The 20,222-nt window shown below is 70.0% G+C and carries 18 protein-coding genes and 1 pseudogene; 15 read left to right on the top strand and 4 right to left on the bottom strand.

Features of this window, described 5'->3' with window-relative positions:
- Positions 1-145 precede the first annotated feature (145 nt).
- Positions 146-1,420: an MFS transporter gene (locus tag I4Q42_RS09300; RefSeq protein WP_198575790.1), complete on the bottom strand. Its 1,275-nt coding sequence runs from the start codon at positions 1,418-1,420 to the stop codon at positions 146-148.
- A 250-nt stretch (positions 1,421-1,670) separates the two neighbouring features.
- Here I4Q42_RS09300 and pgsA point away from each other — a divergent pair, with 250 nt between their 5' ends.
- Together pgsA and I4Q42_RS09310 are read left to right on the top strand one after the other, a co-directional pair.
- Entirely contained in the window at positions 1,671-2,288 is a 618-nt protein-coding gene (gene pgsA / locus I4Q42_RS09305; protein WP_198575791.1) for a CDP-diacylglycerol--glycerol-3-phosphate 3-phosphatidyltransferase, read from the top strand.
- 82 nt (positions 2,289-2,370) lie between these two features.
- Complete coding sequence (locus I4Q42_RS09310; RefSeq protein ID WP_198575792.1) at positions 2,371-3,426, top strand: alpha/beta hydrolase-fold protein; 1,056 nt, start codon at positions 2,371-2,373, stop codon at positions 3,424-3,426.
- Positions 3,427-3,431: 5 nt separating this feature from the next.
- Here the strand turns inward: I4Q42_RS09310 and I4Q42_RS25940 are convergent, their stop codons facing one another.
- Both I4Q42_RS25940 and I4Q42_RS09315 read right to left on the bottom strand, forming a co-directional pair.
- Positions 3,432-3,566, bottom strand: coding sequence for a hypothetical protein (locus I4Q42_RS25940; RefSeq protein WP_232792998.1), 135 nt, complete (start codon positions 3,564-3,566; stop codon positions 3,432-3,434).
- Between the two features lie 126 nt (positions 3,567-3,692).
- The gene (locus I4Q42_RS09315) at positions 3,693-3,893 is read right to left on the bottom strand and encodes a hypothetical protein (protein WP_198575793.1); all 201 of its coding nucleotides are present in this window, start codon (positions 3,891-3,893) and stop codon (positions 3,693-3,695) included.
- A 276-nt stretch (positions 3,894-4,169) separates the two neighbouring features.
- Between I4Q42_RS09315 and I4Q42_RS09320 the strand changes: the two genes are divergently transcribed.
- The 8 genes and pseudogenes from I4Q42_RS09320 to I4Q42_RS09355 all read left to right on the top strand — a co-directional run bounded on the left by I4Q42_RS09320 (position 4,170) and on the right by I4Q42_RS09355 (position 13,035).
- Entirely contained in the window at positions 4,170-4,379 is a 210-nt protein-coding gene (locus tag I4Q42_RS09320) for a cold-shock protein (RefSeq protein WP_198575794.1), read from the top strand.
- 144 nt (positions 4,380-4,523) lie between these two features.
- Positions 4,524-5,708: a patatin-like phospholipase family protein gene (locus I4Q42_RS09325; RefSeq protein ID WP_198575795.1), complete on the top strand. Its 1,185-nt coding sequence runs from the start codon at positions 4,524-4,526 to the stop codon at positions 5,706-5,708.
- A gap of 148 nt (positions 5,709-5,856) precedes the next feature.
- Positions 5,857-9,153: a carbamoyl-phosphate synthase large subunit gene (gene carB / locus I4Q42_RS09330; protein ID WP_198575796.1), complete on the top strand. Its 3,297-nt coding sequence runs from the start codon at positions 5,857-5,859 to the stop codon at positions 9,151-9,153.
- A 251-nt stretch (positions 9,154-9,404) separates the two neighbouring features.
- A complete protein-coding gene (locus I4Q42_RS09335) occupies positions 9,405-10,694 on the top strand; it encodes an SDR family oxidoreductase (protein ID WP_198575797.1) in 1,290 nt (429 codons plus the stop codon).
- Between the two features lie 71 nt (positions 10,695-10,765).
- Positions 10,766-11,163, top strand: a pseudogene (locus I4Q42_RS09340) (DUF2269 family protein).
- 2 nt (positions 11,164-11,165) lie between these two features.
- On the top strand, positions 11,166-11,615 hold the full coding sequence (locus I4Q42_RS09345; protein WP_198575798.1) for a hypothetical protein: 450 nt from the start codon (positions 11,166-11,168) through the stop codon (positions 11,613-11,615).
- The gene (locus tag I4Q42_RS09350) at positions 11,612-11,893 is read left to right on the top strand and encodes a DUF1294 domain-containing protein (protein ID WP_198575799.1); all 282 of its coding nucleotides are present in this window, start codon (positions 11,612-11,614) and stop codon (positions 11,891-11,893) included. Before I4Q42_RS09345 ends, I4Q42_RS09350 begins: the two co-directional genes overlap by 4 nt.
- Positions 11,894-11,949: 56 nt before the next feature.
- Complete coding sequence (locus tag I4Q42_RS09355) at positions 11,950-13,035, top strand: HPP family protein (RefSeq protein ID WP_198575800.1); 1,086 nt, start codon at positions 11,950-11,952, stop codon at positions 13,033-13,035.
- A 31-nt stretch (positions 13,036-13,066) separates the two neighbouring features.
- On the opposite strand, the gene I4Q42_RS09360 is transcribed toward I4Q42_RS09355, so the two are convergent.
- Complete coding sequence (locus I4Q42_RS09360) at positions 13,067-15,280, bottom strand: methyl-accepting chemotaxis protein (RefSeq protein ID WP_198575801.1); 2,214 nt, start codon at positions 15,278-15,280, stop codon at positions 13,067-13,069.
- Positions 15,281-15,393: 113 nt separating this feature from the next.
- On the opposite strand from I4Q42_RS09360, the gene I4Q42_RS09365 reads away from it, so the two are divergent.
- From I4Q42_RS09365 to I4Q42_RS09385, 5 genes are all read left to right on the top strand, one after another.
- Positions 15,394-16,059, top strand: coding sequence for a glutathione S-transferase (locus I4Q42_RS09365; protein WP_198575802.1), 666 nt, complete (start codon positions 15,394-15,396; stop codon positions 16,057-16,059).
- 146 nt (positions 16,060-16,205) lie between these two features.
- Positions 16,206-16,565, top strand: coding sequence for a hypothetical protein (locus tag I4Q42_RS09370; RefSeq protein ID WP_332873053.1), 360 nt, complete (start codon positions 16,206-16,208; stop codon positions 16,563-16,565).
- On the top strand, positions 16,562-18,175 hold the full coding sequence (locus I4Q42_RS26350; protein WP_198575803.1) for a methyl-accepting chemotaxis protein: 1,614 nt from the start codon (positions 16,562-16,564) through the stop codon (positions 18,173-18,175). The genes I4Q42_RS09370 and I4Q42_RS26350 overlap by 4 nt, the downstream gene beginning before the upstream one ends.
- 177 nt (positions 18,176-18,352) lie before the next feature.
- Positions 18,353-18,826, top strand: a complete 474-nt coding sequence (gene greA, locus I4Q42_RS09380; RefSeq protein WP_110121313.1) for a transcription elongation factor GreA — start codon at positions 18,353-18,355, stop codon at positions 18,824-18,826.
- A gap of 97 nt (positions 18,827-18,923) precedes the next feature.
- Complete coding sequence (locus tag I4Q42_RS09385; RefSeq protein ID WP_198575804.1) at positions 18,924-19,925, top strand: mitochondrial fission ELM1 family protein; 1,002 nt, start codon at positions 18,924-18,926, stop codon at positions 19,923-19,925.
- Positions 19,926-20,222: the final 297 nt, after the last annotated feature.

Here is a 20,222-nt window from a genome sequence, read left to right on the forward strand (position 1 = left end):
ACGAAGGTTGCGGACCATCGTTCCGCTCAGCCCGTCCAACCTCTCCGCCATGGTCGTCTCCCGCCCGGTCCCGGATGACGCGACCTTACGCCATGTGGCGCCGCTGTCACCCGCTAAGAAACCGCCGTTATCCCCGACAGTCGCGTCAGGCGCGCGGCTTCAGCAGGATCAGGGCGACGAAGCTGATGGCCGCCGCGGCCGCCAGATAGACCCCCACCGGCACCAGGCCGCCATGCGCGGCCAGGGCCGTGGCCGCCATCGGCGTCAGCCCGCCGCCGATGATGCCGCCGACGTTGAAGGCCATCGAGGCGCCGGTATAGCGCACCCGGGCCGGGAACAGCTCGGGCAGCCACGAGCCCAGCGGGCCGTAGACGAAGCCCATGGCGAACAGGGCCAGCGACAGGAAGGCGCAGATCAGGGCCAGCGAGCCGGCGCCCATCATCACCGGCAGCAGCGCCCCGGCCGCCACGGTCATGGCGCAGCCGGCCATCAGCACGCGGCGCGGGGTCGTGGCGTCCGACCAGTAGCCAGAGGCGACGATGCCGGCGGCCATGAACAGGATGGCGAACAGCTGCACGCCCAGGAACAGCTGGCGGTCGTAGCCCAGGGTCTTGGACCCGTAGCCGAGCGCGAAGGCCGTGGTCAGGTAGAACAGCGCGAAACAGCAGACCACGGCGAAGGTGCCGCCCAGGGTCTCCTTCCAGTGCTTGCGGACCAGCTCGGCCAGGGGCACGGCCGGCGGCGGCTCGTGGGCCAGGGCGGCGGCGAAGGCCGGGGTCTCGGTCAGCTTCAGCCGCACCCACAGCCCCAGGCCCACCAGCACGGCGCTGGCCAGGAACGGCAGGCGCCAGCCCCAGGCCTCGAACTGTTCGGGGCTGAGCAGCAGGCCCAGGATCAGGAACAGGCCGTTGGCGGCGATGAAGCCGACCGGCGCGCCCAGCTGCGGGAACATGCCGAACCGGGCCTTCCAGCCGGGAGGCGCGTTCTCGACGGCCAGCAGCGCCGCCCCGCCCCACTCGCCGCCCAGGCCGAAGCCCTGGCCGAAACGCAGCAGGCACAGCAGCGCCGGCGCCAGCCAGCCGGCCATCTGGTAGGTCGGCAGGAAGGCGATCAGCAGGGTCGAGCCGCCCATCAGCATCAGCGACGCCACCAGAGTCGACTTGCGGCCGATGCGGTCGCCGAAATGGCCGAAGGCGATCGCCCCGACCGGCCGTGCGAAGAAGGCCACCGCCAGGCTGGCGTAGGAGGCCAGCAGCTGCATCGACGGCGAGTGCGACGGGAAGAACAGCGGCCCGAACACCAGCGAGGCGGCCGTGGCGTAGATGTAGAAGTCGTAGAACTCCACCGCCGTGCCGACCAGGCTGGCCAGCAGCACGCGACGGCTCGACGGCCCGCCGGGATTGTTGTCGACGCCGCTCATGACGCTTCCCTCGAAAATCAGGCGCATGGCTTGGCCGTGGAAGCGCCCTGCGTCAACCTTCACAGAGAAAAACAACCCCGTTCAACCAGCTTTACGGCCCATGCACGCCATTTCCTTTCAAGGAATTTGGCTTCCGAGCCTCTGGCGTTGCGCAAACAGCGCCTCGACGCCGCCAAGCCGAGATCGCCCGCGCGCAAAGTCGGACAGGAAACATATCCATCGCCCGATCTCATGCGTTAGAACCGGGGCCATGAAAGCCCTGCCCAACATCCTGACCTCCGCGCGCCTGGTCATCGCGCTGTTCATGTTCGTCGCCCTGGCGGCCGCCGCCGGCGGCGTGCCGTGGTTCAGCGAGCAATTGACCGCCGACCAGCAGTTCTCGCTGCAGCGCTGGGCGTTCTGGGCGTTCGTAGTGGCGGCGATCACCGACTTCTTCGACGGCTGGCTGGCCCGCAAGCTCGACGCCGTCAGCATCTGGGGCGCGATCCTCGATCCGATCGGCGACAAGATCCTGGTCTGCGGCGCCCTGCTGGGCCTGATGGCCCTGCGCCCCGACCCGCTGGTCATCCTGCCGGCCGGCCTGATCCTGTTCCGCGAGTTCGCCGTCAGCGCCCTGCGCGAGGTCGGCGCGGGCAAGGGCATCAAGCTGCCCGTCACCCTGCTGGCCAAGTGGAAGACCACGCTGCAACTGGTCGCCATCGGCGCCGAGCTGGTCGTGGTGTCCTGGGGCGCGTTCGACCTGCCGCAGGATCCGGCGATCGTCGGCCCGGCCTCGCTGGTCACCCACGGCCTGCTGTGGCTGGCCGCCGTGGTCACCCTGATCACCGGCGCCCAGTACTGGGAAGCCGCTCGCAAGGCCCTGACCTAGGCGCGCCCTTAGCGTCGCCGCAAATTCGACACACGCATAGAGCGAACATCATTCTTCGACGTTCGAAGGCGGGGGCTCGGCTATGCTTGGCTTGCTGTGGCGTGCGGTGTTCCTGCTTCTCCTGCTCGTCGCGCCCGTAGCCGCGCGGGCCGAGGGCCGGCTGGTCGATTTCGAGATCGCCTCCAGGCGCTTCGACGGCAACCAGGCCGGTGTCACCGCGATCCGCAAGGCCATCGCCTACCTGCCCGACGGCTACGAGGCCGGACGCCGGCGCTATCCGGTCGTCTATTTCCTGCCCAACCTGTTCGACGACCAGCGCGCGATCTTCGACCGCGACGGCGCAAAGGCCGTGCTCGACCGCGCCATCGCCGAGGGAACGGTTCCGCCGCTGATCCTGGTCTCGGCCGACTTCTCCACTCCGGCCGGCAGCTCGTTCTACGCCACCTCGCCGGTCACGGGCGACTGGACGGGTTTCCTGGCCCAGGACCTCGTCGCCGCCGTCGACGGCCGCTTTCGCACCCTGCCCCGTCCGGACTCGCGCGGCCTGCTAGGCGACCGCATGGGCGGCTACGGCGCGATCCGCACGGCCATGCTGGCGCCGGGCGTGTTCGGCGCCGTCTACGCCCTGCATCCGGTCGGCACGGGCGTGGGCCTGCAGACCATGAATTCGCGCCCGAACTTCGAGCGCCTGGCGGCCGCCAAGAGCCTGGACGACCTGGGCGACGACGGTTTCTCGCGGGTGTTCCTGGGCATGTACCAGGCCTTCCTGCCCCATCCCGGCAAGCCGCCTTTCCATGTCGACTTTCCGGCCAGCGGCCGCGGCGCGAGCCTGGCGACCGATCCGGTCCTCACCGCCAGGCTGCAGAACGCCTTCCTGCTGGACCGCCTGCTGCCGGCCCATGCGAGCGAACTGAAGGCGCTGAGGGGCCTGATGTTCGACTGGGGTCGCTTCGACGGCAACGCCGACCACGTGGTCGCCAACCGCGCCTTCGCGGGCCTGCTCGAGGAATTAGGGGTCGCCAACGAGGCCGAAGAATATCGCGGGTGGTGGGGCGAGCGGCACTGGACGCAAGGCGGCCGCGTCGAGACGAGAGCCCTGCCGTTCTTCGGACGCGCCTTGGCTTACGAGGAGAAGTAGCCGCCCTACTCCGCGGGCAGGATTTCCTCGCCGTCGTCTTCCTCGGACGGGCCGTGCAGAAGCCATTCGCTGTCGGGGCGTTCGTCGCCGCCGCACCGTTCGGCCTGCATCATCAGGGCCAGCCAGCGGGTACCCGTCATCCGCAACACCATGATCGCCTCCAGGACTCAAGGTCGCTATTGAGAGTGACTCTCAATAGCGACCTGATCAAGGCGATTTCTTCGGCGAAGGTTCCGTTTCAGCAACGCGCTGTTGCCGTAGCGCTTTTAGAAGCGCGCCGTCGCCGCGCGACGCGACATCAGCACCTTCTCGCGGCGGCGAGAGGCCTCGCGCTCGAGATAGGGCGCAACTTCGGCCGCCTGGCGGCGTTCGTCCGGCGTGCCGCTGACGTCCAGCCGCCGCACGTTGCTCAGCAGTTGCGCCAGTTCGGCATCCTTCAGCGCGGGAATGCGATCGATCAGCGTCATGGTCACGCTCCACTCAAATTCAGAGATGTCGATAACCAGAACGCGCGAAGTGCTGCGAAGGTGACGCTTGAAGGTGAAAAAATAAAATACCCATATTCCGCTTGCTAAGGGCGGACAGACCTTCTACGAGAACACCTATCGAATTCGCTGCCGCTCGATCTGCTACTCCATGCTTCTTTCAGAAGCGCCGAGCCAGCCCTCCGACCTCCAACGAAATTGATCGTCTCCGGCACGTGCTGCGTGACGCCCTGAACTACGAACTAAAGGACTACCCAAATGGCTATCGGCACCGTGAAATGGTTCAACGGCACCAAGGGCTTCGGCTTCATTCAACCGGACGACGGCGGCAACGACGTGTTCGTGCACATCTCGGCCGTTGAGCGCGCCGGCCTGGGCTCGCTGAACGAAGGTCAAAAGGTCAGCTACGAGCTGGAACAAGACCGTCGCAGCGGCAAGATGTCGGCCGGTCAACTGCAAGCGGTCTAAGCCGTCTTCAGAGACACCTCGGAACGGGTCGGCCTTGCGCCGGCCCGTTTTGCGTTTTGGCGTCCCCTTTTGCCTAACGGCGCCATTCGGTGGACGCGTCGACGCGCCCCGCCTAGGTTCGCCCCGTCGTCCTTCCGGTTCGCCATGCGTCGCCTTCGCCCTCTCCTCGCCGCCCTCGCGCTCCTGGCGCTGACCGCCTGCGGCTCGATCTCGCGCGACGCCTACAAGGCCAGCGACCTGGCCGGGCCGCCGCCGCAGGGCCTGTCGGACATCCGTTTCAACGCCAGCGACAGCGCCGCCGGCATCCGCTTCGCCGAGGCCGCCCGCACCCGCGCCAAGGGCCAGAAGACCTTCGACGTCTTGGCCCTGTCGGGCGGCGGCTCGAACGGCGCCTATGGGGCCGGCGTGGTCACCGGCTGGACCAAGACCGGCGAGCGGCCCGAGTTCGACATCGTCACCGGCGTCTCGACCGGCGCCCTCACCGCCCCCTTCGCCTTCCTCGGCCCCACCTGGGACGACCGCCTGACCGAGGTCTATACCGGCCCCGCCGCCGACCGCATCCTGCAGCCGCGCGGCCTGGGCGTGCTGTTCCATCCCAGCTTCTACGACAGCGGCGCCCTGCGCGGCCTGGTCGAGAAGTACGCCGACGCCAACATGATGCAGGCCATCGCCGCCGAGCACCGCCGCGGCCGCCGCCTGCTGATCGCCACCACCAACCTCGACACCGAGGAGACGGTGATCTGGGACATGGGCGCCATCGCCTCCAAGGACGACGAGGCCTCGCGCGAGCTGTTCCGCGACGTGCTGGTCGCCTCGGCCAGCATCCCCGGCGTCTTCCCGCCCGCCCTGATCCAGGTCGAGGGCCACGGCCGGCGGCTGTCGGAGATGCATGTCGACGGCGGCGTCTCGATCCCGTTCTTCGTCGCCCCGGAATCCCTGCTGCTGTGGACCGTTGACAAGGGCGAGGCGCGCCCGGGCCGGATCTTCGTCATCGTCAACGGCCAGGTCGGCGGGTCGTTCGGCTTCACCAAGGGCGGCGCCCTGTCGATCGTCGGTCGCTCGTGGCAGACCATGAGCAAGGCCCTGATCCGCACCCACCTGGCCGCCAGCGCCGGCTTCGCCCAGCGCAACGGCGGCCAGCTGTTCTACAGCGCCATTCCCGATGCGGCCGAGGCCGACACCTCGGGCCTCGACTTCGCCGCCGGCAACCGCAAGACCCTGTTCCACATGGGCTACGACCGCGCCGTCGCCGGCTGGGCCTGGAGCATCGCCGCCCCGCCGCCGGAGCCGCCGCTCGTCCCCGCGCCGCCGGCCAAGAGCGGACGCTAAGCTGCACCGCTAACAGCGCTTTTTCAGACTCCTGGGCTTTGGGGTTGCGCCCGCCTGACTCCGTCTCTAAAGGGGCGGCTTAACCTGCAAGATGGTCGGCAGCGGGCGCGCGGATGTGCGCGACCGTGTCTCTGCGCGCGAGTTTACGATGCCCAAAAGAACGGACCTCTCCTCGATCCTGATCATCGGCGCCGGCCCGATCGTCATCGGTCAGGCCTGCGAGTTCGACTATTCGGGCGTCCAGGCCTGCAAGGCCCTGCGCGCCGAGGGCTACCGCATCATCCTGGTCAATTCGAACCCGGCCACGATCATGACCGATCCGGACGTGGCCGACGCGACCTATATCGAGCCGATCACCCCGGACATGGTCGCCAAGATCATCGAGAAGGAGCGTCCCGACGCCCTTCTGCCGACCATGGGCGGCCAGACGGCCCTGAACACCGCCCTCGCCCTCGAGGAAGCCGGCGTCCTGAAGAAGTTCGGCGTCGAGATGATCGGCGCCAAGGCCGAGGTCATCGACAAGGCCGAGGACCGCCAGAAGTTCCGCGACGCCATGGATAAGCTGGGCCTCGAGAGCCCCAAGTCCAAGGCCGCCCACAACATGGAAGAGGCCCGCGAAGGCCTGGCCTTCGTCGGCCTGCCGGCGATCATCCGCCCGTCCTTCACCCTGGCCGGCACCGGCGGCGGCATCGCCTACAACATCGAGGAGTTCGAGGAGATCGTCGAACGCGGCCTCGACCTGTCGCCGACCACCGAGGTCCTGATCGAGGAAAGCGTCCTCGGCTGGAAGGAATACGAGATGGAAGTGGTCCGCGACACGGCGGACAACTGCATCATCGTCTGCTCGATCGAGAACATCGACCCGATGGGCGTCCACACCGGCGACAGCATCACCGTCGCCCCGGCCCTGACCCTGACGGACAAGGAATACCAGTGGATGCGCGCGGCCTCGATCGCCGTGCTGCGCGAGATCGGCGTCGAGACCGGCGGCTCGAACGTCCAGTTCGCCCTGAACCCCAAGGACGGCCGCATGGTCGTCATTGAGATGAACCCGCGCGTCTCGCGCTCGTCGGCCCTGGCGTCCAAGGCCACCGGCTTCCCGATCGCCAAGGTCGCCGCCCGCCTGGCCGTCGGCTACACGCTGGACGAACTGAAGAACGACATCACCGGCGGCGCGACCCCGGCCTCGTTCGAGCCGTCGATCGACTACGTGGTCACCAAGATCCCGCGCTTCGCCTTCGAGAAGTATCCGGGTTCGGAGCCCCTGCTGACCACCGCCATGAAGTCGGTCGGCGAAGTGATGGCCATCGGCCGCACCTTCAAGGAAAGCGTCCAGAAGGCCCTGCGCGGCCTGGAAACCGGCCTGAACGGCTTCGACGAGGTCGAAATCGCCGGCGCCGATGATCCCGACACCGGCAAGGCCGCGGTCATCCGCGCCCTGGGCGTGCCGACCCCCGATCGCCTGCGCGTCATCGCCCAGGCCTTCCGCCACGGCCTGACCGTCGACGAGGTCAACGCCGCCTGCAGCTACGAGCCGTGGTTCCTGCGCCAGATTGCCGAGATCGTCCGCCAGGAAGGCCTGGTCCGCGCCGGCGGCCTGCCGACCGACGCGCAAGGCTTCCGCGCGCTCAAGGCCCAGGGCTTCTCCGACGCCCGCCTGGCCAAGCTGACCGCCTCCAACGAAAAGGCCGTCCGCGCCGCCCGCCAGGGCCTGAACGTCCGCCCGGTCTTCAAGCGTATCGACAGCTGCGCCGGCGAGTTCCTGGCCACCACGCCCTACATGTACTCGACCTACGAGTTCGGGGCTCTCGGCCAGGTTCCCGAGTGCGAGAGCGAGCCGTCGGGCGCCAAGAAGGCCGTCATCCTCGGCGGCGGTCCCAACCGCATCGGCCAGGGCATCGAGTTCGACTACTGCTGCTGCCACGCCGCCTTCGCGCTCGACCAGATCGGCGTGGAGTCGATCATGGTCAACTGCAACCCTGAGACCGTCTCGACCGACTACGACACCTCCGACCGCCTGTACTTCGAGCCGCTGACGGCCGAGGACGTGCTGGAGCTGCTGCATGTCGAGATGAGCAAGGGCGAACTGGCCGGCGTCATCGTCCAGTTCGGCGGCCAGACCCCGCTGAAGCTGGCCCACGCCCTGGAAGAAGCCGGCGTGCCGATCCTCGGCACCAGCCCCGACGCCATCGACCTGGCCGAGGACCGCGAGCGCTTCCAGCAGCTGCTGAACGGCCTGAACATCGCCCAACCGGAAAACGCCATCGCCCGCACCTGGGACGAGGCCCGGGCGGCTGGCGAAGAGATCGGCTTCCCGTTCGTGATGCGTCCGTCCTACGTGCTGGGCGGCCGCGGCATGGAGATCATCCGCGACCACGAGCAACTCGAGCGCTACATCGCCAACACCGGCGAGATCTCGTTCGAGCACCCGATCCTGCTCGACCACTATCTGAGCCGCGCCACCGAGGTGGACGTCGACGCCCTGTGCGACGGCGAGAGCGTGTTCGTGGCCGGCGTGCTGGAACACATCGAGGAAGCCGGCGTCCACTCGGGCGACAGCGCCTGTTCGATGCCCCCCTTCTCGCTGAAGGCCGAGACCGTCGAGGAGCTGAAGCGCCAGACCGTGCAGATGGCCCTGGCCCTGAACGTGCGCGGCCTGATGAACGTGCAGTTCGCCATCGAGGAGCCGCACGGCGACAACCCGCGCATCTACGTGCTGGAAGTGAACCCGCGCGCCTCGCGCACCGTGCCGTTCGTCGCCAAGACCATTGGCCAGCCCGTGGCCGCCATCGCCGCCAAGCTGATGGCCGGCGCCAAGCTCGCAGAGTTCGGCCTGAAGGACGAGCCCTACGACCACATCGCGGTCAAGGAAGCGGTCTTCCCGTTCGCCCGCTTCGCCGGCGTCGACACCATCCTCGGCCCGGAAATGCGCTCCACCGGCGAGGTCATGGGCCTCGACTGGATCCGCGAAGGCGAAACGGGCCTCGGCCCGGCCTTCGCCCGCGCCTTCGCCAAGAGCCAGCTGGGCGGCGGCGTCACCCTGCCGACGTCCGGGACTGCGTTCGTGTCGGTCAAGGAAAGCGACCGCCCCTGGATCGTCGAGCCGGTGAAGCTCCTCCAAGCCGCCGGCTTCAAGGTCATCTCGACCGTCGGCACCAAGGGCTACCTGGCCGAGCAAGGCGTCGAGGTCGAGCTGGTCAAGAAGGTGCTGGAAGGCCGTCCGAACATCGTCGACGTGATGAAGAACGGCGGCGTGCAGCTGGTGTTCAACACCACCGAAGGCAAGCAGGCCCTGGAAGACAGCTTCGACATCCGCCGCACGGCGCTGATGATGAAGGTGCCCTACTACACCACCAGCGCCGGCGCCCTCGCCGCCGCCCAGGCCATCTCCTCGGCCCCGGCCAAGGCCCTGGAAGTGCGCCCGCTGCAAAGCTACGCGTCGTAGGGCGTTTCTACATGTGAGATTGAAGAGCCGTCCGGAGCGATCCGGGCGGCTTTTCTGTTTCCCTCTCCCAGAGGGAGAGGGAGGGACCCGCGCGAAGCGTGGGAGGGTGAGGGGTTACGCCGCCAGCCGGCGTGCCGGCACGCCGTCTTCAGTCCCTAACCCCTCATCCGGCGCTTCGCGCCACCTTCTCCCTCTGGGAGAAGGCAGCCCTGCCCTTCACCACCCCGCTTCCACCGGCTAACAACGCCGCCATGCGCATCGTCGTCATCGGAGCCTATGGGCTGATCGGGTCCTACGTGACCGCCCGGCTGCTGGCCGACGGCCACGCGGTCGTGGGCGTTGGGCGTGATCTGGTCCAGGCCCGTCGGCGCTTCCCGGCCGTGGACTGGAAAGCCGCCGACCTGCGCACGGCCTCCATCGCCGACTGGACCGCCCTGCTCGCCGGCGCGGACGCCGTGGTCAACTGCGCCGGAGCCTTGCAGGACGGCCCGCGCGACGATCTGAAGGCCGTCCACGCCGCCGCCGTCGCCAGGATCGTCGAGGCCTGCGAGGCCACCGGCACGCGTCTGGTCCACATCTCCGCCGTCGGAGTCGCGCCCGGCCGCGCCGATCCCTTCGGCGCCACCAAGCAGTTGGCCGAGGCCCTGATCGCCCAGAGCCGCATCGCCTGGATCGTCCTGCGCCCCGGTCTGGTTATCGCCCCGGCCGCCTATGGCGGCACCGCCTTGCTGCGGGCCCTAGCGGCTTTCCCTCTGCTGATACCCGCCGTCCACGCCCAGGCCCGCGTCCAGACCGTGGCGGCAGACGAGGTCGCCGCCGCCGTCGCCCTGGCCGTCCAGCCCGAGACCCCCGCCGGCCAGAGCCTGGACCTCGTCCACGCCGAACAGGTCCCCCTGGCCGACATCCTCACTCGCCTGCGCGCCTGGATCGGCCTTGCGCCGGCGCCGGTCCTGAACCTGCCCGCCGCCCTCGCCGCCATCCCGGCCAAGGTCGCCGACGCCCTGGCCTTCCTCGGCTGGCGCAGCCCGCTGCGCAGCACGGCGCTCGAACAGCTGAGCCTCGGCGTGGCCGGCAACGCCGCCGACGCCGAACGGCTGGGGCTGTCGCTTAAGTCGCTGGACCAGACCCTGGCGGCCATGCCGTCCGGCGTGCAGGAGCGCTGGTTCGCCAAGGCCTGGCTGGCCAAGCCGCTGATCCTGGCGACTCTCTGCGCCTTCTGGCTGGTCTCCGGCCTCATCGGCCTGACGGTCAGCCGCGACGCCGCCATCGCCCTGCTGACCAGCGCACACCTGCCCGAGCCCCTCGCCCAGGCCTTCGTGGTCGGCGGCGGCGTCGTCGACGTCGCCCTGGCCCTGCTGGTCGCCCATCGCCGCACCGCGCGCCTGGCCCTGCTGGGCATGATCGCCGTCACCATCGGCTACCTGACCGGCGGCGCGATCGTGCGTCCCGACCTGTGGCTGGATCCGCTCGGCCCGCTGGTCAAAAGCATCCCCGCCGCCGTGCTGGCCCTGGCCGCCCTCGCCATCCTGGACGAACGCTGATGGACCTCTACCTGCTGCTCAAGGCCGCCCACGTAGTCGGCGCCACCGTGCTGCTGGGCACGGGGGCGGGCATCGCCTTCTTCATGCTGATGGCCCACCGCACCGGCCAGCCGGCCCTGATCGCCCACACCGCCCGCGTCGTGGTCATCGCCGACACCGTGTTCACCGCCACGGCCGTCATCGCCCAGCCGATCACCGGCGCGGCCCTGGCCCATCTGGTCGGCTATCCGCTGCTGAGCGGCTGGATCGGGCTCAGCCTGGTGCTCTACGTCGTCACCGGCCTGTGCTGGCTGCCGGTGGTGTGGATCCAGCTGCGCCTGCGCGATCTGGCCGACGCCGCCGCCAAGGCCGGCGAGCCCCTGCCCGCGCGTTACACCGCCTGTTCCGCCTGTGGTTCGTGCTGGGCTTCCCCGCCTTCGCCGCGGTATTGGCCATCGTCTGGCTGATGCTGGCCAAGCCGAGTTTCTGACGATGAGCGCCTACACCACCGCCGAAGTCGCCCTTCTGGCCGAGCGCCTGCTCGACGCCAGCCTGCCCAAGGAAGAGTGGACCCACGCGGCCCACCTGACCGCCACCCTGCGCCTGGTCCGAACCCGCGACGCGAACCTGGAGCGCGACCTGCCCGGCATCATCCGCGCCTATAACGAAGCCGTCGGCGGGGTGAACGACGACACCAGCGGCTATCACGATACCATTACCCAGGCCTATCTGGCCGCCATCCGCGCCTTCGCCGCCGCCCTGCCGGCCGAGGTGGACGACGGCGAGGCGGCCGCCCGCCTGCTGGCCACGCCCCTGGGCGACAAGGCCTGGCCGCTGGCCTTCTGGTCGCGCGAGCGCCTGTTCAGCGTCGCCGCCCGTCGCGGCTGGGTCGAGCCGGATCTCGCGCCGCTGGACCACGCACCGCCCGAGACCGCGCGATGAAGCTGATCGCCGGCCTGGCCCTGCTGACGACCAACCTGTTCTGCTTCCTGCTGTTCGCCCACGACAAGGCCGCCGCCGTCCATGGCGAGCGCCGCGTGCCCGAGCGCGTGCTGCTGCTGTCGGCCTGCCTCGGCGCCGCGCCCGGGGCGCTGCTGGCCCAACGCTGGCTGCGCCACAAGACCCGCAAGCAGCCGTTCGGGGCCTGGCTGGCCCTGATCGTCTTCGCCCAGGCCTGCGCCGTCGCGGGCCTCGCCGCCCTCGCCTTCCAGCGGACTTGAAGGACCGCCTAGCGAATTTCGGCGCCATCGCCCGACGTCATCGCCTATCAAGCCCCATGAGCCAGCTGCTGACCCTGCTTCGCGGCAAGACCCCGATCCGACCGGCCGACGTACTGAAGGGCGGCGGCGGCGCCCTGCTGGGCCTGCTGTTCGCCGGGGTGCTGGGACGCCTGGCGGTCGGCGGCGACCTCCTGCATCCGCTGCTGGTCGCGCCGATCGGGGCCTCGGCGGTGCTGGTCTTCGCCGTGCCCGCCAGCCCCCTGGCCCAACCGCGCGGCGTCATCGGCGGCAACCTCGTCTCGGCCCTGATCGGCATCACGGTGGCGATGCTGCTGCCGACCCAGCCGCTGATCGCCGCGCCCCTGGCCGTGGGCCTGGCCATCGCCGCCATGGTGCTGCTGGGCTGCCTGCACCCGCCTGGCGGCGCGGTAGCCCTGATCACCGTCATCGGCGGGCCAGCCGTCACCAAGGCCGGCTACCTGTTCGCGCTGAATCCGGTGCTGCTGGACTCTGTGCTGCTGGTCCTGGCCGGCATGGCCTGGAACCGGCTGGTCGGCCGCTCCTATCCGCACAAGGCCCCCGCCCCGCCTCCCAGCCCGCACGGCACCGCCGACGCCCCGCCGGCCTCGCGCATCGGCTACAGCACCGGCGACCTCGACAAGGCCCTGGCCCGCTACGGCGAACTGCTCGACGTCAGCCGCGAGGACCTCGACGTCCTGTTCCGCGAGGTCGAGATCGCGGCCCACCAGCGCCTGCATTCGCAGATCCGCTGCGGCGACGTGATGTCCCGCGACGTCATCCGCCTCGACCGCGGCCAGTCGGCGGAAAGCGCCCTGGCCTTCCTCCAGACCCACGACCTGCGCGTCGCCCCCGTGGTCGACGAGGAAGGCCGCGTCATCGGCATGGCCCGCCGCGCCGAGCTGCAGGCCAACCGCCGCCGCACCGTCGAGGCCGCGCTCGATCCTTTCGTCCACCGGGTGCGCGAAGGCACCCCGATCGCCGCCCTGCTGCCGATCCTCTCCAGCGGCCAGACCCACGAAGCCATGGTCGTCGACCGCGACCGCAAGCTGGTCGGCGTGATCACCCAGACGGATTTGATCGCCGTGCTCTACCGGGCGCACATCGTCGAGAGCGTGCTCTGACCCCTCTCCCATAGGGAGAGGGATTACATCCCTAAGCCGCCACCCGCCGCCGCCCCGCCGTCCGTCCCAGCCGGAACCGCCCGACCAGCGCCTCCAGCCGCGCGCCCTGGCCGGCCAGGGCCTGGTCGGCGACGCGGGCCTGGGCGACCATGGCCAGGTTCTCCTGGGTGAAGCGCTCCATCTCGGCGACCTCGGCATTGACCGCCGACAGGCCTTGCGCCTGCTCGCGCACCGACGAGGCGATGCGGGTGGCGGCCGCGTCGATGCCGGCCATCCGCCCGGCCACGCCGTGCAGGGCCGAGCCCGTGCGCTGCACGAGGCTGACCCCGGCCTCGACCTTCACCGCCGAGGCGCCGATCAGAGCCTTGATCTCCTTGGCCGAGCCGGCCGAGCGCTGGGCCAGGGCCCGCACCTCCTGGGCCACGACGGCGAATCCGCGACCGGCCTCGCCGGCGCGAGCGGCCTCGACCCCGGCGTTCAGGGCAAGAAGGTTGGTCTGGAAGGCGATCTCGTCGATCAGGCCGACGATGTCGCCGATCTGGCGGGCCGAGGCGTCGATCTCGCCCATGGTGCCGGCGGCCTGGGTGACCACCGCCCCGCCCTGGTCGGCCTCGCCGCGGGCGGCGGCGACCAGGCGGCGGGTCTCGTCGGCCCCGCCGGCCGCCTCGCCCACGGCCTGGGTGATCTCGTTCAGCGAGCCGGCGGCCCGCTCGATGCCGGCGGCCTGGCGCTCGGTGCGGCCGGCCAGCTCGCCCGAGGCGCGGCTGAGGGCGGTCGTCGCCTCGCCGATGGCGGCGCTGGCCTCGGCGATCTCGCCGATCGCCTGCTCCAGGCTCTCGACGGCGGTGTTGAAGTCGCAGCGCAGCGGCTCGTAGACCTCGGCGAAGGGTCCCGCGATCCGGCGGCTGAGGTCGCCCTCGGCCACGGCCGCCAGGGCCTCGCCCACCTGGCGGACCACGTCGGTCTGCTCGTCGATCGACAGGGTCAGGGCCGCGGCGCGGTCACGGTCGGCGTCGGCGGCGCGGCGCAGGCCCTCCTGCTCCTCGCGCATCGCCTGGGCGCGGGCCAGCTCCAGCCGCAGCGTGTCGAGCGCCCGGCCGATGGCGCCGATCTCGTCGGCGCGGGCGGCCTCGGCCACGGGTTGTTCGTAGCGATGCTCGGCCAGTTCCCCGACCGCGCCGCGCAGGGCCAGCAGCGGCTGGGCGATCAGCTTGCGCGACGCCAGGGCCAGCACGCCCAGGGCGCACAGCAACAGCACCAGGCCGCCGATCGCCAGGCCCATGGCCAGCTTGCGGGCCGGGGCCAGCAGGGCGTCCTCGGTGACGTCCACCACCATGGCCCAGGTCGCGCCCGAGGCCAGGCGCACGGGCGCCACCAGCCGCTCGGCGCGCTGGCCCTTGATCTCCACGCCGTCGATCACGGTCGGCCCGCCGCCGGCGATCACCGCCTTGATCGCGTCGAGGCCGGGATCGGCATAGGCCTTCATCCGCAGGTCCGCCTCGGGATGCGACACCCACAGGCCGCCAGGCGAGACCAGCATGGCCCGGCCGTCATCGAAAGGCTTCAGCGCCGTGAGGCGCCCTGCGATCTCATCGAGCGCCAGATCCGCGCCCATCACGCCCACGGTATTGCCGTCGACCACCACTGGGTAGGTGACCGAGGTCATCAGCAGCATCTTGGTCTCGCCGCCGTCGGTGATGTTGTCGCGATAGGGCTCCAGGATCGCCGGCCGGCCGCTGGCGGCGCTGGTCGTGTAGAAGTCCTCGCCGAACTCGGCGTCCTCGCCCTGCTCCAGGCTCAGGCCGTCGCCGCTCTTCACCCAGTAGCCGACGAAGCGGCCCTGCGGGGTCGAGCCCAGGTCGGCGCGGCCGGCGAAGGCGGCGTCGTCGCCAAGCGCGCCCGGGGCGAACATCAGCCAGGCGCCCAGCTCGGTGCGCGAGGCGCTGGCGACCGGCTTCAGCTGGGCCAGGTACACGGCGCGATCGCGCTGGCCGGCCTGGTAGGACGCGGCGAACAGACCCGCCGACGAGCGCACCACGGCGTCGGCGTCGTCGAGGTCGTTCTTGATCTCCTGGGCGGTCTGGGCGGTGACGCTGGCGGCGTAGCGCTGGGCGAGACTGCGAACGGCCTTGCCGCTCTGCCACGAGATCAGCAGCGAACCGGCGATCAGCAGCACGCCCAGGGCCATGCCGCCCGCGGCCATCAGCTTGCCGGCCAGCGACAGCCGGTCGAACGTCTTACGCATACTCATCAGTCCCCCGACTCGACTTGAGGGCGAACAAGACGCGGCAAACCTTGCCGAACGCTGAATGGGCGGCCATCGTCCGGTCCCGTAAGTAGAAGGCAGGGAAAGCCCGCATGCTCGTCGTCCATCACCTGAACAACTCGCGCAGCCAGCGCGTCCTCTGGCTGCTCGAGGAGCTGGGCGTGCCCTACGAGGTCAAGCGCTACGAGCGGAACCTCCAGACCATGCTGGCCCCGCCAGAGCTGCGGGCGATCCATCCGCTGGGCAAGTCGCCGGTGATCACCGACGGCGACAAGACCATCGCCGAGACCGGCGCCATCGTCGAATACCTGCTCGACACCTATGGGAACGGCCGGCTGATCCCGGCGCCCGGCACGCCCGAGCGCCTGCGCTATACCTACTGGCTGCACTACGCCGAGGGCTCGGCCATGACGCCTCTGCTGCTGAAGCTGGTCTTCAACGCCCTGCCCGCCCGCTCGCCCGGCCTGCTCAAGCCCCTGGTCAAGGCCATCGCTGGCAAGGCCCAGGCCGGCTTCGTCGATCCCCAGCTGAAGGCCCACATCGACTATTGGGACGCCGAGCTGGCCAAGTCCGCATGGTTCGCCGGGGCCGAGTTCACCGCCGCCGACGTGATGATGAGCTTCCCGCTCGAGGCCGCCGTCTCGCGCGCCGGGGCCGGTTCGCGCCCGCGGGTGAAGGCCTTCCTCGATCGCATCCACGCCCGCCCGGCCTATCGCAAGGCCCTGGAACGCGGCGGCGAGTACGCCTACGCCGACTAGGCGGGACTTCCACAACCCAGGCGCGTCGCCAGGGCCTGCGACATGGCGACGCTCGACCCCGATCTTAAGACTTCGATCACCACGATCGCGCAAAAGCTTCCCCTAGAAGCCGCGCGATCGTGGCCCAGCTTGCCCGGAGATCGAGGGTGTCCCTGTCGCATGTTCGAACCTGGCGTGATGGACTTCGCGCCACGGGTCGGATCGCGGCCGCAACCCTCGCGATCATCGGATCCCTGGTCGCCGTGACGCTGTCCAGCGCCTCGCCGCGCGACCCTGGCCGCGTCGCCGCGATCTTTCCGCCCTGGTGGAGCGCCGCCCGCGCCGCCAGCGCGGCCGCCGCGGCCGGAGACATCTCCGGCGCCGGCGCCGTCCCCTTCATCCTGATCCTGCGCGGCGATCCCGCCACCCTGGGTCAACGCCTGCACGCCGCCGGCGCGCTGGTCCTTCTCGACCCGGAAAGAGCCGGCGTCTGCGCCGCCAAGTCCGTTCTGGAGCCCCGCCCATGAGCACGAAGACCTCGAACCTCGACGTCCAGCGCCGCCTGGGCGGCCGCCTGATCCTGACCCTGACTGCGGTGATGGCCCCGATCGTCATCGGCGCCCGCTTCATGGTCGGCGAGCACGTGCTCGGCATGGCCATCGCGGCCGTGCTGACCGCGGCCCTGGCCGCCGGCGCCGTCCTGCAGCGCGGCGAGACCTCGACGGGCCGCATCCTGTCGGGCGTGGCCCTGATGGCCCAGGTCTCGCTGCTGGTCGCCGCCCTCGACGGCCATGCCTGGCAGATCGACATGCACATGGCCTATTTCGCGGCCCTGGCCCTGCTGGTCGTCTATTGCGACTGGACCGTGATCGCCGCCGCCGCCGCCACCGTGGCCGTGCACCACCTCTCGCTCAGCTACCTGCTGCCCGCCGCCGTCTTCCCGGGTTCGGCGAGCCTGGGCCGCGTGCTGGTCCACGCCGTCATCCTGATCGTCGAGGCCGGCGCCCTGATCATGGCCACCCAGGGCCTGCACCGCGTCATCGGCCTGGCCGAACGCGCCCGCAGCAAGGCCGAGGAAGCCATGCAGGAGGCCCGCGACGCCGACGCCGCCGCCGACAACGCCCGCCGCTCGGAGGAAGAGGGCCGCGTCGCCCACGCCGCCGTCCAGGCCGCCGCCGAGCGCCAGCGCGCGGACATGGTTGACGCCCTCGCCATGAGCCTGTCGCGCCTGGCCAAGGGCGACCTCTCGGTCCGCCTGGTCGAGCAGTTCTCCGAATCCTACGAACAGCTGCGCGCCGACTTCAACCAGGCCGCCGGCAAGCTGGCCGACGCCCTGGCGGTGATCGACGAGCGCACCGGCGGCGTGCGCCGCGGCTCCGACCAGATCGCCGACGCCGCCTCGAACCTGTCGCGCCGCACCGAGCAGCAGGCCGCCAACCTGGCCGAGACCGCCAGCGCCATGGACGAGATCACCGCCACGGTCGGCCAGACGGCCGACGGCGCCCGCAAGGCCGCCGCCGTCGTGGCCCGCGCCCGCGACGACGCCCGCCGTTCGGGCGAGGTGGTCGGCGAGGCCGTCGACGCCATGGGCGCGATCGAGACCTCGGCCACCCAGATCTCGCGGATCATCGGCGTCATCGACGAGATCGCCTTCCAGACCAACCTGCTGGCCCTGAACGCCGGCGTCGAAGCCGCTCGCGCCGGTGACGCGGGCAAGGGCTTCGCGGTCGTCGCCTCCGAAGTGCGCGGCCTGGCCCAGCGCTCGGCCGAAGCGGCCAAGGAAATCAAGCAGTTGATCACCACCTCCAGCCGCCAGGTCGGCGAGGGCGTGGAACTGGTCGGCCGCACCGGCGAGGCCCTGCAGCGCATCGTCTCGCAGATCGCCGAGATCGACGGCCTGGTCTCCGAGATCGCCGCCAGCGCCCAGCACCAGGCCCAGGGCCTGACCCAGGTCAACACCGCCGTGAACCAGATGGACCAGGTGCTGCAGCAGAACGCCGGCCTCGTCGAAGAGACCGCCGCCGCGACCCACGCCCTGAACGACGACGCCGGCGAACTGGCCCGCCTGGTCGGCCAGTTTCAACTGCCGGGCGATCGCCGGCTGGCCTCCCGCCCCGGGGCGCTGAAGCGGGCCTGAGACGACGACTGGGGAGAACCTGAGAGACGCTGGGAACCGCAAGCTCGGCCACACGCTTCGGTCGGCGCGTTAGGCTTGCTTATCCGAAATGCGGCGCCTATCCTCTCAGCCCCCGGTCGCGCTGCGCCAGCGATCGGGAGTCTTCCTCCCTTACGGCGAACCGAGCTAAAATCCGCAATGGAAAAAGTGCCGATGACCGTCTTGGGTTATCAGACCCTCGACGAAGAACTGAAGCGTTTGAAGACGATCGAGCGGCCCGCGGTGATCGCCGCGATCGCCGAGGCGCGCTCGCATGGCGACCTCTCCGAGAACGCCGAATACCATGCCGCCAAGGAACGCCAGGGCTGGATCGAAGGCCAGATCGCCGAGATCGAGGACAAGATCGCCCGCGCCCAGGTCATCGACGTCTCCAAGCTCTCGGGCGCCCAGGTGAAGTTCGGCGCCACGGTCAGCGTGGTCGACGAGGACACCGAGGAAGAAGCCCGCTACCAGATCGTCGGCGACCACGAGGCCGACGTGAAGTCGGGCCGCATTTCGCTGAGCTCGCCGCTGTCGCGCGCCATGATCGGCAAGGAAGTGGGCGAAGTGGTCGAGGTCAACACGCCCGGCGGCGTGAAGGCCTACGAGATCCTCAAGGTCGAGTGGGTCTAGGGCTTAGCCCTAACCCCGCCATGAAGTTCGGCCAATCGCCGCGGAGCCGCCTTTCGAAGGCGGTTCCGCGGCGTTCGCCGTTTTGAGGGCTGAAGCGATGAGCGCGAGCGACGAGCCTCGTCCCGAACCGCTGACCATCTGGGCCGTTTCCGACGGCCGGGCCGGCATCGAGGCCCAGGCCGTGGGTCTGGCCGAGGCCATCGCGCGCCGGCGTCCGGCCAGGATCGTCGTCAAGCGGGTCGGCTGGAAGGGCCGCACCGGCCGCCTGCCCTGGTGGCTGGCGCTGCTGCCGCGCCGCTGGCTGACGCCCGAAAGCGAGATCACGCCGCCCTGGCCCGACCTGTGGGTCGCCGCCGGCCGCGCCACCCTGCCCTTGTCGATCCGCCTGAAGAAATGGTCGGCCGGCAAGACCTATGTCGTCCAGATCCAGGATCCCCGCGTCCCGGCCCACATGTTCGACCTGGTCATCCCGCCCAAGCACGACCGCCTGACCGGCGACAACGTCATCCCGATCACCGGCTCGCCGCACCGCGTCAGCCAGGCCCGGCTCGACGCCGAATACGAGAAGTTCAAGGACGCCATCGAGGCCCTGCCCCGCCCGCGCGTGGCGGTGCTGCTGGGCGGCAAGTCCAAGGCCTTCGACCTGCCGGTCGAGCGCGCCGCCCAGATGGCCCACGAGATCCAGCTGCCGCTGGAGCAGGAGGGCGGCAGCCTGCTGATGACCTTCTCGCGCCGCACGCCCGAGCCGGCCCGCGCCCTGCTGGCCGCCCGCCTGCGCGACCTGCCCGGCATCATCTGGGACGGCGAAGGCCCCAACCCCTATTTCGCCTTCCTGGCCGCGGCCGACTACATCCTCGTCACCGAGGACTCGACCAACATGGCCACCGAAGCGGCCTCGACCGGCAAGCCGGTGTTCATCCTCAAGATGGCCGGCCAGAGCCTGAAGTTCCGCCTCTTCCACGAGGAACTGGAACGCCAGGGCGCGGCCCGTCCCTATGGCGGCGCCTTCCACGGCTGGACCTATGACCCGGTCGACGAGACCGGCCGCGCGGCGGCGGAAGTGCTGGCGCGGATGGACGCGGCGCGAGCGACGGGCTGAGAGCGCATACACCTTCGCCATTCATTTTTCCGAGCATCCCCGCGAAGGCGGGGATCCAAGCGGACTTTCAGAGCGCGACCCGGCGGTGGATCATCCGCAACCTCAGCTTGGATCCCCGCCTTCGCGGGGAAACACGGACTTGAGTATAGACCAAAGCGAGCTGGAGGCTTTGGAGCCCTGGTCGCCGCAGCCGCCTTCGTTGCGCTGCAAGGCCTAGCCCACTATGTTCTGCGCAAGGTGGAGGACTAGCGATGGACCCACTCGTCTAAATGTCCCTGATGATGCTGCTCGGCGGCG

It is taken from the genome of Caulobacter hibisci (genome assembly GCF_016135805.1).
GTDB classification, from domain to species: domain Bacteria; phylum Pseudomonadota; class Alphaproteobacteria; order Caulobacterales; family Caulobacteraceae; genus Caulobacter; species Caulobacter hibisci.